General features: G+C 50.7%; 8 protein-coding genes. 7 read left to right on the forward strand and 1 reads right to left on the reverse strand.

The window, feature by feature from the left end:
* Positions 1 to 441: 441 nt before the first annotated feature.
* From ACN0YR_RS02295 to ACN0YR_RS02325, 7 genes are all read left to right on the forward strand, one after another.
* Entirely contained in the window at positions 442 to 1,038 is a 597-nt protein-coding gene (locus tag ACN0YR_RS02295; protein ID WP_417847586.1) for a sigma-70 family RNA polymerase sigma factor, read from the forward strand.
* Positions 1,035 to 2,729 (forward strand): FecR family protein, encoded by a 1,695-nt coding sequence (locus ACN0YR_RS02300; protein WP_417847587.1) that lies wholly within the window; start codon positions 1,035 to 1,037, stop codon positions 2,727 to 2,729. The genes ACN0YR_RS02295 and ACN0YR_RS02300 overlap by 4 nt, the downstream gene beginning before the upstream one ends.
* A complete protein-coding gene (locus tag ACN0YR_RS02305) occupies positions 2,726 to 5,956 on the forward strand; it encodes a DUF1553 domain-containing protein (RefSeq protein ID WP_417847588.1) in 3,231 nt (1,076 codons plus the stop codon). Before ACN0YR_RS02300 ends, ACN0YR_RS02305 begins: the two co-directional genes overlap by 4 nt.
* Positions 5,946 to 7,382 (forward strand): DUF1501 domain-containing protein, encoded by a 1,437-nt coding sequence (locus ACN0YR_RS02310; protein WP_417847589.1) that lies wholly within the window; start codon positions 5,946 to 5,948, stop codon positions 7,380 to 7,382. Before ACN0YR_RS02305 ends, ACN0YR_RS02310 begins: the two co-directional genes overlap by 11 nt.
* Positions 7,379 to 11,062: a DUF1553 domain-containing protein gene (locus ACN0YR_RS02315; protein ID WP_417847590.1), complete on the forward strand. Its 3,684-nt coding sequence runs from the start codon at positions 7,379 to 7,381 to the stop codon at positions 11,060 to 11,062. The genes ACN0YR_RS02310 and ACN0YR_RS02315 overlap by 4 nt, the downstream gene beginning before the upstream one ends.
* 89 nt (positions 11,063 to 11,151) lie before the next feature.
* Complete coding sequence (locus ACN0YR_RS02320) at positions 11,152 to 12,441, forward strand: DUF1501 domain-containing protein (protein WP_417847591.1); 1,290 nt, start codon at positions 11,152 to 11,154, stop codon at positions 12,439 to 12,441.
* A 163-nt stretch (positions 12,442 to 12,604) separates the two neighbouring features.
* Entirely contained in the window at positions 12,605 to 13,435 is an 831-nt protein-coding gene (locus ACN0YR_RS02325) for a glycerophosphodiester phosphodiesterase (protein ID WP_417847592.1), read from the forward strand.
* A gap of 213 nt (positions 13,436 to 13,648) precedes the next feature.
* Here ACN0YR_RS02325 and ACN0YR_RS02330 read toward each other — a convergent pair.
* Positions 13,649 to 13,914, reverse strand: a 266-nt coding sequence (locus ACN0YR_RS02330; RefSeq protein ID WP_417847593.1) for a transposase, incomplete at its 5' end; no start/stop codon positions are given.

Consider the following 13,914-nt stretch of genomic DNA (forward strand, 5'->3'; position numbering starts at 1 on the left):
TGAGAATGAGTTCGAAAACCTTTTGAAATGGTCTCTTCTCTCAGCATTTGAGAGAGCAAATTCAGGTTTCTCGATCAGTTCATTTTTTCCAAGTGTCATCTCATTTTGTCAATTGTGAACATCTCGCAACCTTTAGGGAGTTTGCCAGTCGCTCTAACAGGGAAGCTCATACCGGAAATTTGCTGACAAAGAGGTTGACGGCCAAACGCAAAGCTGAAACTGCGGCACCCTTTTCTATTCAAGTCCGAAAAAATGTGAGTCGAGGATAGAAATCAGCGAATTTCACCCGCTGACTCCTGAGAATATCGATGACATTTCCATCATTCGCTCAGTGCCTGTAAATGTTCTAAACCATCTCAGGGCAACACATAAACGAAATTCTGATTAAATTCGTTTGATATTGGGGGTAACTTATTACTGACATCTGCCATGATGAGATATATGGCCTCAAATAGAATACCTGATGATGCACAAATCGACGCAGCGTTAGAGCGAGTTTCTCGCGGTGACACTGCGGCGTTCGCTGTGATTGTGCGCCGGTATGAGCGTTCGCTACGGACGTGGCTGGCAGTCCATGCACCACCGGGAGTCGATGTAGACGATATCGCTCAACGCAGCTTTGTCTCGGCATTTACGCGGCTCAACGAATTCGAATTAGGCACAAACTTCGAAGCCTGGCTGTTTACCATCGCAAAATTTCAATTACGAACAGAAACGACTCGGCTTCGGCGAATTGCCGACTATCACACGCGATACGGGCCTGACTTACTGCAACGGGAACTTGCCCGACGAAGCGACAGTTCATCCGAAGCGTGGAAACTGCGTCTGGAATATTTGCAGGGCTGTCTGGAAACTCTGGACGAACGTCTTCGTTGTTTTGTTTCATGGAGATACGATGAGGAAATCTCGCTGGATGAAATGGCGACTCGCAGTGGGCGTTCCGTACCTGCCGTGAAAAAGCAGCTTTGGAAGACGAGGCAACTTCTTCATCAGTGTGTAGAGAGTCGCATGACAGCGAGCGAAGGAGGTGCCTCGTGAATGCTCAAGAACGTTTTGAAGAACTCTGGACGGACTACCTCGAAGGTGAACTTGAAGAGGTCGGCCTTAAAGAATTGCAAGGACTTCTGACTGCAGATGAAACGCTCGTTCATCAGGCAGCCGATATGTTTCAAACACACCGACTCCTCGGGTTGGTTGCAGCAGAGCAATTCGATTCGCAAGAAGCATTTATTTGCGAAACACTCGCTTTGTTACCCGAAAATGACAACGACTTCTCAAACCGTGTGATGTCGGAGATATTGAATACAAAATCGATCCCTGACGTTCCTCAGCGCCCTTCAGACCGTAAGCTTGGCCTGCGACAGATCGTCCCTGTTCTCCTGGGATGCGTTGCTCTCAGTCTGATTATTGTTTCGCTTCTCCCCAAGATGTCTGACGAGAATGGCACCGGTGAAGTGATCACCCTGGAGGATTCTCTCCCTGAAGTTCGAATGGCGAATAGCTCACACGCAAAGTTCTTTGGAGAGCTTGCTCCGCCCATCGGCTCCCTGCTGGCGCCACAACGAGAATATGTGTTAATGAGCGGGATGATTGAAGTGGAATTCCCGGCAGGGGCTTCGGTCATCATGGAAGGGCCGACGGTGTTTCGGATTTCGTCTGATGAGAGTCTGGCACTTGATGTCGGTCGCTGTTCAGTTCATGCACCTCCAGGGGCTGAAGGTTTTCGCATCGACACCCCCAGTACACGCATTGTGGATCGTGGGACGCGGTTTGCTGTCAACGTTTCAGAATCGACTGAAACCGATGTCCAGGTCATCGAAGGGGCAGCCGATGTCTACGACGTAGACCAGAATGGCCAGGTTGACCACAATCAAGCATCTGAAACTCGGTTAGTGATCGGTGAAGCGAAACGTTTCGCGACAACTGGTGCTTCCTTAAAAGATTCGCTTCCGTTTGACCCGACCAGCTATCGCCACTCGCTGCCAGATCGAGTGGTTTCGTACAAAGCGACTGCTGGTCCTGATGGAGGTGCGGAAAATCTTGTCAGTGTCACCATTCAGCGAGGTGGACGAATTGTTGAGGTCTTGGCTGATGAGCTTATTCCTGCTCAGGTCATCTCGTTTCACTCACCAGCGAGCGGAGCATTTCTGTGTGGTCCCGAAACATTTCCAAATCCACGAAGTTCGATTTCGATCGACCATAACCTTGTGACTGGTATCATCAATCCTGCCGGGAGTCGTGAATCGTTAACGCAATCCCCCGTTCTGGATGGTGATGATAAAACCCCTGGAATGGCGATTCGTTTTGACCGGGCTGTCGTCAATGGGCCTGGGGCGGATGTGATACTGTTTGATCTGCAAACATTCGCGAATCCGCCTGATGGAGATCCGTTTCATATCAGCCCGCTCGTGTTTCGAGAAGGACTCCGTTCGCATACGATTCATAAGTATGACTTGACGATGGAGTCTCCCGAATCACTTTACCTGACAAATTTTCACGTTCACTTTTTTGAAGAAACGACAGACTCACTGGAGAAGCTGAACTCAATCAAAACCAAAACTCACCAGCAGGCGATCAAATTTCGCGGCTTGGCAGTAGGGATTGATTTCTCCGACTTGGGTTACGCCGAAGGGGAAGCGGTGTCAGGATTCTTCATTCAGGATGCTCTCGACGATGCACATCATGTTGACCCAGTCTTCATTGGTGGATTACCGGAAATAAAAAAATGATGAGATTGTTGCCACAACCGTTTCGCTTGCTCGATGCGACACTCTCCAACGCTTCGAAGATGTTGGAAGTTCGTCGCTTAGTGATCGTTGCAACATGCCTCTGCGGTTTAATTCCGCTTTCGCTAGATGCTCAGGAAGCGGACCAACAGTCGGCTCAGAGTTCGGCTCAAACAAGAGATTTGTTTGAGAATCATGTTCGCCCATTGCTCGTCACGCATTGCATCAAATGTCATGGTGAGACGAAACAGGAAGGTGGACTTCGCCTGACCACAATCGAGGAGTTACTTCGAGGAGGAGAATCAGGATCAGCCATCGTGGCTGGCAAGCCTGACGAGAGCCTGCTTCTCGAGGCATTGCGTTACGAATCGTTCGAGATGCCTCCGAGCGGTCAGTTGGAACCGAATGTTATTGAAGGAATTGCAAGCTGGATTAAAGCTGGTGCAGAGTGGCCCACGGGTGTTGTGCTGAAGCCGACCCCGAAGATCACCGAAGAAGATCGTGCCTGGTGGTGCTATCAGCCAATCAGCTCTCCAGCTGTCCCCGAAGTTGAAGACAATGGCTGGTGTCGAAATGAGATTGACCGATTTATCTTCGACCGACTGGCGAGAGAAGGTGTGACGCCAACACCGTCGGCCGATGCAGAAAAACTCGCGCGGCGAGTTCACTTCGCGGTAACTGGTCTGCCCCCTGATGAGTCAACTCGTCAACTGATTGAGAATGATTCTGATTGGTATGAGAGACTCATTGACGATCTGCTGGCGACTTCTGCATATGGCGAAAATCAAGCTCGTCATTGGCTTGATCTCGTTCGATATGCTGACTCTGACGGATACAACGCAGACCACAGCCGTCCAGAAGCTTACCACTACCGCGACTATGTCATTCGATCATTCAATGAAGATAAACCGTATGACAGATTTGTGATGGAACAACTTGCCGGTGATGAAATTGACCCGGGTAACCGAGATGCTCTCATTGCAACAATGTATTTACGACACTGGATCTACGAGCACAATCAGCGTGATGTTGAAGGACAATGGGCTCAAATCCTGAGCGACATCACTGAGACAACCGCGGACCTGTTTCTTGCTCAAGGAATGAAGTGTGCGCGTTGCCACGATCATAAATTTGATCCGTTGCTTCAACGCGACTACTACGCCATGCGAGCTTTCTTCACTCCGTTAAAACCTGAAGAAAATCAACCGATCGCTGATGTCGAAACACGTACCAAACATCTCGAACAACAACGCATCTGGGAAGCAGCCACCGAGGATATCCGCAAACGCTTGCACGAAATCGAAACTCCAGAACTTCTCGCCCATGCAACGCGTGAAGGAGTTCATCGGTTCACAAAAGAGATTCAGGCGATGATCAAAAGTCGCCGTCATGAACTGAGTCCTTATGAGGAACAGATCGCGATATTGGCATCGAAACAGTTTGACGTCCTTCCAGAAAAATTACCCGAATGGTTAGATGAAGCTCAGGAAGCAGAGCGTCAACAATTGTTGGCAAAGTTAGCAGAGTTTGATCACCTCAAGCCGGAACCGCTGCCGACGCTGAAGTTTGTCGCCACCGATGTCGGTCCAGTCGCACCGCCGACTTTCATTCCAGGTTTGACGGATCAAAAACCGATTGATCCCGCCTTCCCCGTTATCCTGAACGAAGAACCGGCAACGATCATCCCTCCGCCTGAGGCCTTGCAATCAACGGGACGTCGAACCGCTTTAGCGAAGTGGATTGTCAGCCAAGACAACCCGCTCACTTCGCGCGTCATCGTCAACCGAGTCTGGCAACAACACTTCGGCAGGGGACTTGTCGCAACGACAAGCGACTTTGGACATCTCGGAACACCACCTTCGCACCCGGAACTGCTCGACTGGCTTGCTCAACGTTTCATGGCAGATGGTTGGAGCCTGAAAAAACTGCATCGTTTAATTCTCACATCAGCCACGTATCGCCAGTCAACCACACGTAAGATGGACGAACATTTGGCTGCTCTTGACCCTCAGAATGAATTGTTATGGAAAATGAATCCTCGTCGCTTGTCGGGGGAAGAGATTCATGACTGTATTGTCGCTGCGAGCGGAGAAATGGGACAACTGAAGCGGGCAATTTATAAGCCGGTGAAACGCAACTCGCTCGACCCGCTGTTAGCTGCGTTCGATTTTCCAGACCGCGTAGAAAGCCAAGGCAAGCGGCATCGAACAACGACCTCACCGCAGTCACTCTTAATGATGAACAATCCGTGGTTGCACGATCGTGCCAAAAACCTTGCGACAAATGTCGCTTCATTGAAACTAAATTCACTCGTTGAGACTGCCTATGACCGGCTATACTTCCGCGATGCCAGTCGAGAAGAAATCGATCAGGCAGCGAAATTCGTTGAACTCTATGCATCAAATACGGAAGAGATCAAGCAACCCAAACGGTTGAAATCACTGCCGGATGGACGCCCGGCAATTCTCCTGGATCCCGAGAAACCGACCTCCATCAAAATAGATCCGATTAAGGAACTGCAAGATCCAAGATACAAAGGTGATTTCACCATCGAGGCGACAGTGCTGCTGAGCTCATTGTATTCCGACGCCAATGTTCGCACGATCGTCAACTCTTGGACAAACAAGAACTCTGAGCGAGGATGGTCTCTCGGAGTGACTTCGACTAAAAGCTCGTACAAACCTCGAAATCTTATTCTGCAATTTGTTGGTTCACAAAGTGATGAGCAAAGCAAACCAGAATACGAAGTGATACCGTCCAATCTTCGAGTGGAACTGAACAAACCGTATTACATCGCAGTCTCTATCGATCTGGATGATGCCTCAGACAAAGGGATCACTTTCTACTTGAAAGATTTATCCAAGCCAGATGCGAAGCCGCAGGTTGCCAACGTTCCTCACAAAGCTCGCTGGAATATCCAGGCAAATCAACCGATACAAATTGGTGGGCGATCAAAAGCTCATTTGTGGGATGGGTTAGTTCAACGTGTCCAACTGCATCAGGGGGCTCTGAGCCAGGAAGAGTTATTCTCTGATAACCGAGATCATTCACGATTACTGTTTGATGTTCAATTCGCAAGTGAAGACAAGCCAGGTCAGGACGCATCAGGGCACAATCGACACGCCTTCGTTGCAGATACTGAGAACACAAATGCTTCACCCGAGATGCGTGCACGCATCGCACTGCTCCACGCACTCTTATGTTCCAATGAGGTGATTTATGTTGACTGAGAACAAGAACGGCAACTCTCTTTCACGACGCGAGATGTTGCTACAGGGAGGTGGAGGTTTTGGTGCGCTAGCACTCGCGGGTTTACTCCCAGATCAGCAGGCGACAGCGAGTCAGCCTGCTGCGACGTCGCCGCTGTCTGCGAAACTCACCCACCACGCAGGCAAGGCAAAGAGTGTCATCTTTCTATTTATGGATGGTGGACCGAGTCACCTCGACACTTTCGATCCGAAACCTGCTCTCGAAAAATTAGCTGGCAAGCCGATTCCCGAAAGTTTCGGTCGCGTCATTACAGCGATGGGAGAATTTGATTCTCCCATCATGCCAACTCAACGAAAATGGAAGCAGCACGGCGAAGGGGGCTTATGGATCTCCGACTGGTTACCACACACAGCCAAGATGGCTGATGAACTGGCGGTCATTCGATCATGCTGGACCAACGGTATCAACCATTCCGGCGGCATGTGCCAGATGAATACCGGCACTCAGTTTGCCGGTCGGCCTTCACTGGGAAGCTGGGTCACGTACGGCTTGGGGACAGAGAACGAAAACCTGCCAGCTTTCGTGGTGATGCAGGAAGGGAAAGGTCGCGTGATCAACGGTTCGCGAAACTGGGGAGCCGGTTTTATGCCTGCGATCTATCAGGGAACAACTATGGAAAGGTCAGGTCCTCCTTTCTCTAACCTGATCCCGCCAAAGCATATCGCCAATGCACAACAACGTCAGGAACTTGACTTTCTCGCACAACTCAATCGGCAACATGCTGAATCACGGCAGGAGAACACAGACTTAGACGCGCGCATCCGCAGCTTTGAATTGGCGTTTCAGATGCAGGCTCATGCACCAGAAGCAATTGACCTCTCAAAGGAATCTGCCGACACACATAAGATGTACGGAATGGACGACGACAAAACCGCACCGTACGGTCGGAACCTGTTGATGGCTCGTCGATTGGTCGAACGAGGTGTGCGGTTCGTTCAATGCTACCATGGTGCAGGAAGTAAATGGGACGCTCACAATAACATCGAAGCGAACCACACAAGAATGTGCGGTGGGATGGATTTACCGGTCGCTGGCCTGCTGAGGGACCTAAAGCAGCGTGGACTTCTGGAGCAGACGCTTGTTGTGTGGGGTGGTGAATTTGGTCGTACTCCGATGAGTGAACAAGGGAACGGTCGTGACCACAATCCCACCGGATTTACAATGTGGATGGCGGGTGGTGGAGTGCAAGGTGGACAAGCATACGGAACGACTGACGAATTAGGACTACATGCGGTTGAAGACCGTTTGCATGTTCACGACATACACTCCACAATCCTGCATCTGATGGGCATCGACCATCGAAAATTAATCTACACACACAAAGGCCGTCCTGAACGCATCGATCAGAACGAAGGTCGAGCCTACAAGGAGATCGTTGCAACATGAAGCGTTTTTCTCAAACCTTAGCTGCTGTGCTATTGCTGGTCGGTGTCTCATCGTACGCACAAGCAGACCCTGAACCAATTTCAACGATCCGTTGGGATTTCGGGACTGAAGAAACAGGTTCCTTGAAGCTTCATGGAAACGTGCACCGCGATCAAGCAGGACCGCGCCCTCCCGAATTTCCCGATCAGGCAAGTGACAACACGGCTCTGAAATTCGATGCCGGTGGCTATCTGTCAATTCCGGACCCCGGACCTGATAGTGAATTCGATTTCAAAAATGGTGATGCCATCACGCTCGAAGCCTGGGTGAACCCTGCTGATATTCGAGATGGTCAACCTCTCTACGTGATCGGCAAAGGGCGCACAAATTCCCCGAAATTCGCGCGCGACAACCAAAACTGGGCGTTGCGAATCATGGGAGGAGGCGGAGAAGCGCATGTCAACTTTTTGTTTGCATCGAAACTATCGAACACAGGAAATCATTGGCATCGCTGGACGTCCAAACTCAGTTTTCCGGTCGCCACAGGCTGGCATCACATCGCGATCACGTACCGCTTTGGCGAGCCCGAGTCAATTCGCGGATGGATCAACGGAAAATCGACCGACGGAACATGGGACATGGGCGGGGCGACGAAGGAACCGCCGGTCGTTGATGATGATGAAATCCGCATTGGTGAGCGTTTCCAGGGAATGCTGGATTCCGTTGCGATCCACCGCGCCATCCTCGACGATGAAGTCTTGAAGTCTCGCTTCAATCGCGTAGGAAAAAAACGTGTGAAGCAACTTGCAGCTGAAGTGATGCCCGATCTGGGAACAATTCCCGAAGATCAAGTTCTTTATCAACTCAGCGAAAACATGCCTTCCGGAAGTCGCTGGTTATACGAAAGCGAAACCACGCCTGCCGAAGCAGTACGCTGGCTGGGAGATTCATTTTTGCTTTCCCGAATCCCGATGCAGTACGACTCTTGGGGGATTCGCACGGGATGGAAGGCGCCACTCTTATTAAGAATCGCAGGCGACGTCGAAGTCCCCCCTGGTCAACATCGAGTGCTGGTACGTGCTCGTTCACTGAGCCGATTGTGGATCGATGGCAAACTCATCACGCGAACTAAAACGGTTCGCAGCCGAGGCGGAAATCTCGAACCGATTATACAAATTCCGGAACCGTTAACTCCTGGCGCACGGCTCCTTCCATTTCCACAACAAGAATCTTTTGTCGAGTTCGAAATCCCAGCCAGCCAAGAGCAGAGTCCACAAATAAAACGAGTCGTTTTGGAATTGCTGGTGGGCGGCAATGGAGATCGAACGGAATCGGGCGAAGTTTGCGTTGCCATTCAACCTCATAGCACCGGTCCGCTTTTCGTCTTAAAAGCCGACTCAGCATCCCCTTTAACACTGACCGACGCAGAAGTCGAACAGGAACTACGTCAGTTTGAAGCGAATCTGGTTTCGCTCGAAGACAAGCAACGTCGAGCGGCTGCTGCGTCCCAGGATGCATTCTGGGCACAAAGACACAAGCTGGCCAGAGAGTCAGTCAAGCACAAATCAGAAGCAGCAAAAGAGGCCAACGTTCATCCGATAGACCAATTTGTTTCGAACAAGATTGCGAATGCGATCTCCGAAGCGAAAGAAGTTGACGAGAACACAACTCAACACTTTCACAACAAGGTGCTGCCTATCTTGCGAGAGCAATGTTTCAGGTGTCACGGAGAGAAAGAGAAGGGTGGTTTACGCCTCAATTCCAGAGAACATGCACTTTCGATGGGCGACTCCGAAATGGCTGCCGTTGTTCCGGGGAACCCTGACGCAAGTGAGATGATTGTCCGCATCCGTGCCGGAGATATGCCTCCTACCAAATCAGGATTAAACGACGAGGAAATCGCAATACTAGAAACATGGGTGAAAGAAGGGGCTGTCTGGCCCAACGCACCGATTGACTCTGAGTCGATCGCACTTGCCCCCGTGATCGATGATGCAGCGTTCATGCGTCGCGCATTCCTAGATACTGTTGGAGTTGGTCCAACAGAGGACGAAGCTCGCGAGTTCCTGACGAACAACAATCCACAGAAGCGAAATCAGCTGATCGAACAACTATTGAATGATGACCGCTACGCAGACCATTGGGTCAGTTTTTGGATGGACCTACTGGCTGAAAATCCAACACTGCTGAATCAATCACTCAATTCAACAGGACCGTTTCGCTGGTTTCTGTATGAGTCGCTGCGAGATGGGAAAGCCCTTGATCGTATGGTGACAGAATTGATTTTAATGCGTGGAAGCCCACATGAGGGGGGGAGCGCAGGATTCGGAATGGCGGGTGAAAATGATTCTCCGATGGCTGCCAAAGGCCACATTCTGGCCTCCGCTTTTCTTGGCATCGAGTTGCAGTGTGCCCGCTGTCACGATTCCCCCTATCACAGCACTTCACAGGAAGATCTTTACTCAGTGGCTGCAATGCTGAATCGCAAGCAGTTGACTCCTCCTAAAACCAGTCGTGTTCCCGATGCGTTTTTTGAAGGCATTGGCCGCGAGTCGTTAATTCAGGTGACATTGAAGCCAGATGTCCAGGTTCAACCAAAATGGCCGTTTGCTTCGTTCACTGGAGTTGAGGATGGCCCGCACATCGATGCGCTCGTACAGAGCCCGACTGACTCCCGCGAGCGGTTGGCTGCGTTGATCACCACTCCACAAAATCACCGTTTTTCCCAGGTCATCGCCAACCATCTTTGGAATCGATTGCTCGGCGCCGGAATCGTTCAACCTGTCAACGATTGGGAAGGCAGAACTGTCAGCCATCCAGAGCTACTGAAATGGCTGGCTGACCAGTTGGTTTTGCATGACTATGATACACGACACGTCATCAAACAGATCATGACGTCGCAACTATATCAGCGAAAAGCAATTGGACGGAACGAACAAGCTGCTGCTGAGCAACGTTTCTTTAATGCTCCTGATCCGAGAAGGTTGAGTGCCGAGCAAGTTGTGGATTCATTGTTCACCGCGACCGGCAGCCAGATGGAAACCGGGGAGTTAACCTTTGTTCATGACGGGGCGGAACCAATGAATCACCGTCTCACACTTGGATCACCCAGCCGGGCGTGGATGTTTGCGGGTTTGAACAACGAACGGGACCGACCAAGTCTCTCTTTGCCACGAGCACAGCCGATTGTTGATGTTCTCGAAGCATTTGGCTGGACAGGGACTCGGCAGCAACCGATTTCAGAACGTGAGACCGACGCAAATCTTCTTCAGCCGGGAATTCTTGCGAACGGAACCCTAACTATGTCGTTGACTCGGGCATCGAATCAATCGGCTCTCGCACAACTCGCGATAGATGCGAAGTCTCCCGAAGCTTTGGTCGATTCGCTGTTTTTGCGATTCCTGTCTCGCACTCCCAATGAACAAGAGAAAGCAGCGTTCATCCCACCACTCGCGACAGGTTTCGCAGATCGGATCTTGCCAGCGGATCAAGTCAAACAGCCACAAGCACTCTCGCCGTTACCAGTCTCCACATGGTCAAACCATCTGGTTCCTGAAGCAAATGAGATTCAAAAAGAATGGCAGCGACGCGTACAAATCGGTCCGCCAGTTGATCCGCGACTCCAAACTGCGTGGCGAGAAGTCTACGAAGACGCCATCTGGAGCCTGGTCAATGATCGAGAATTTGTTTGGATTCCATAATAAAACAAGCTGAACATTTTTGGACAAACGTGACTGAGCCAAAACAACTCAGCATCCATCAAACATTAAATTAAAACTGAGGTCCACCCATGATTCACCCAACACGACGACAGTTTTTGGGAAGCGGGATAGCAGCAGCAGGGGCGATGAGCCTTGCAAACCCAGCACAGGCATTTGCATCTGAACAGCTACTGCAAGGGAAAGCAGAGCATGTCATCTCCATCTGGCTGGGCGGAGGTATGGGGCAGATCGACACCTTTGACCCCAAAGCGAAAGGTGACCCGAAGGCTAAAAAAGCTGGGTCCTATTACGACTCAATCGATACTGCAGTGAAGGGAGTGCAGGTTTGCGAGCACCTGTCGAAAACGGCAAAAGTCATGGACCGCGTGACCGCAGTTCGCACCGTGAATCATGATGTGATTGACGAACACGCTGCAGCAACGAATCGCATGCACACCGGACGAGCCATCAGCGGTACGGTCACTTATCCATCGATTGGATCGTTGATTGTTCACGAACGCGGGCCTGTGAATGACAGTGCTCCGCCGTATGTTTTAATTGGGTATCCAAACGTGACTCGCGGCCCCGGATTCTTGGGTGCGAAGTATGGGTACTTGTACCTCACTGAAACTGGTCGAGGTCCTGCCGGTTTATCGCGTCCCGATGGAATTACGGATCAACGCCAAAGTCGTCGCGAGGCGTTTCTGGCGTCACTGAAAAATAGTTCTGAGCCAACGAAAATTTCACAAATCGAAGACTATGAAGCAGCGATTGAGCAAAGCCTAAAATTAAGCGGCCCCGAATTTAGTCGAGTCTTTCAACTCGACAGAGAACCGGCCGACCTGCGTAATCGCTACGGGGGAGAGTTTGGTCAACGCTGCCTGTTGAGTCGACGATTGATCGAACGTGGTGTTCGATTTATTGAAGTGAGTCATAATCTGAACTTCCTCAACGGTGCAGGTTGGGATGTCCATAACAGCGGGATCGTCAATCAACATAAACTGATCCAGGAAATGGACACAGCCTTTTCCACATTGATCACAGACCTTGAAGAGAAGCGGTTACTCGACAAGACGCTGATCGTGATCACCAGCGAATTCGGACGTCCGCCAGAATTCGATAGCGGCGGCGGTCGAGGTCATCAGGGATCTGCATTTAGTTGCGTGCTTGCCGGTGGAGGACTTTCGCATCGAGGAGCATGGGGCGAAACGGATCACCTCTCCAAGAAGATCGTTGACAACCCAGTCTCTGTGCCAGACTTCTTCGCCACCATCTGTGCTTGTCTGGGTGTTGACTACCATAAATACCTGTACGCTGGCGACCGACCAGTCCCCGTCACCGACCAAGGACAACCAATCGCAGCATTATTCGACGCCTAAAGCAGTTTGCTCTACCGTTTGCCCGTGGTGAACAGTCAATGAAGTCATGAAAGTGACCTTCATGAGAACGACACGCATTGAAAATGCTCTAAATTTCAAAGGGCCCGCTGTGCCAGTTAGACTCCGCACATAAATTTTGTATCCCTTAGCTCATGGAATGCTCATGTTACGATTCGTTGTACTGTGTCCAGTATTGGCCGGGCTGGCGTTGTGTGTAAATTGTTTCGCCGAAGAATCGGATCAGACGCCGCTGATTCTTGCACATCGTGGCGGCGCACATGAATTCGAAGAGAATACCATGGAGGGATTCGAAGCTTGCTACAAGCGAGGGATTCGCGGCTTCGAGACGGACATCCGAATGACCAAAGATGGGGTGTTAGTCCTGTTGCATGACGACACTCTGGACCGGACTCATAACTCCAGCGGTCCAGTCGAAGAAAAGCTAGCGGACGATTTGAAGAAAGTGCAGACGAAGAAGGGCCAGGATTTTTTGTTGCTCGAGGATTTTCTGAAGTACTTCCAGGACAAACCGGGGGTGTATCTTGAGCTGGAGATGAAGACCAGCAATAAGAAGCTGTACCCCGACACTCGAATTGCTGAGTATTGCGACAAACTGTACGCGCTCGCAAAGAAGTACAAGCCTGCTGATTCAGACTACCTGTTCACGTCATTCGACGAACGGCCGTTGGTGGCAATGCGCAAGCTCGATGAGGACTGGCCGATTGCGATCATTGCCGGCAAACCGTTGTCGCTGGAGTTCATCGAGCGCGCAAAGCGATTACAAGCAACGCACATCGCTTGTCATATTTCTGGGACGTCGCGAGAGTTGGTACAAAAAGCTCAAAAACTGGGCTACAAGGTCAACGGCTGGCCTGGTCACAAAGTGGAAGATTATTACCTGGCGATCGGGTTGGGCTTGGATGTTGCCTGCACGGACATCCCAACGGTGATTCAGCAGACAAAAGAGAATCTGCCTGCAAAAAACAAGAAGTGATTCCGAACGGAAAGTAGTCAACTAGAGCATCTTTCGAATTGGTTTGCAGGTTCTGCCTCGTGGCGAACAGCATTTTTACTAGAACCAGTCCGGAAACTTGTGGAATAGTGGCTTTTCTCAGTGTTTGAGAGCACAAGTTCAGGTTTCAGGATCAGTTCTAGAGAAATGCGTTCTTCACGGGCACACGGTAGAGCAAACAGCTCTAGAGCATCTTCAGGTTTGGTTTGCAGTGTAGCCGCAGGAGTGAATGTAATTCAAACATTCTTGGGGACTGAACTCATCAACGACTTCACCGACGCGTTTCCAGAGGTCGTCGATTGCTCGCTCAGCAGACGTGCGGAGAAGCCCTTTGAACTTCGCAAACAGCTTCTCGATCGGGTTGAGGTCTGGTGAATAAGGTGGGAGAAACATCACGTTCGCACCGACACTCTCGATCGCTGTTGTCACTTCAGCCTGCTTGTGGCTCGACAAGTTGTCCA

This window comes from Thalassoglobus sp. (assembly GCF_048270125.1).
Classification (GTDB): Bacteria; Planctomycetota; Planctomycetia; order Planctomycetales; family Planctomycetaceae; genus Thalassoglobus.

Excerpts from the sequence above, each read along its gene's own strand:
- ACN0YR_RS02305 (WP_417847588.1), top strand. The coding sequence starts at position 2,726 with ATGATGAGATTGTTGCCACAACCGTTTCGCTTGCTCGATGCGACACTC.
- ACN0YR_RS02315 (WP_417847590.1), top strand. The coding sequence starts at position 7,379 with ATGAAGCGTTTTTCTCAAACCTTAGCTGCTGTGCTATTGCTGGTCGGT.
- ACN0YR_RS02325 (WP_417847592.1), top strand. The coding sequence starts at position 12,605 with ATGTTACGATTCGTTGTACTGTGTCCAGTATTGGCCGGGCTGGCGTTG.
- ACN0YR_RS02295 (WP_417847586.1), top strand. The coding sequence starts at position 442 with ATGGCCTCAAATAGAATACCTGATGATGCACAAATCGACGCAGCGTTA.
- ACN0YR_RS02320 (WP_417847591.1), top strand. The coding sequence starts at position 11,152 with ATGATTCACCCAACACGACGACAGTTTTTGGGAAGCGGGATAGCAGCA.
- ACN0YR_RS02310 (WP_417847589.1), top strand. The coding sequence starts at position 5,946 with ATGTTGACTGAGAACAAGAACGGCAACTCTCTTTCACGACGCGAGATG.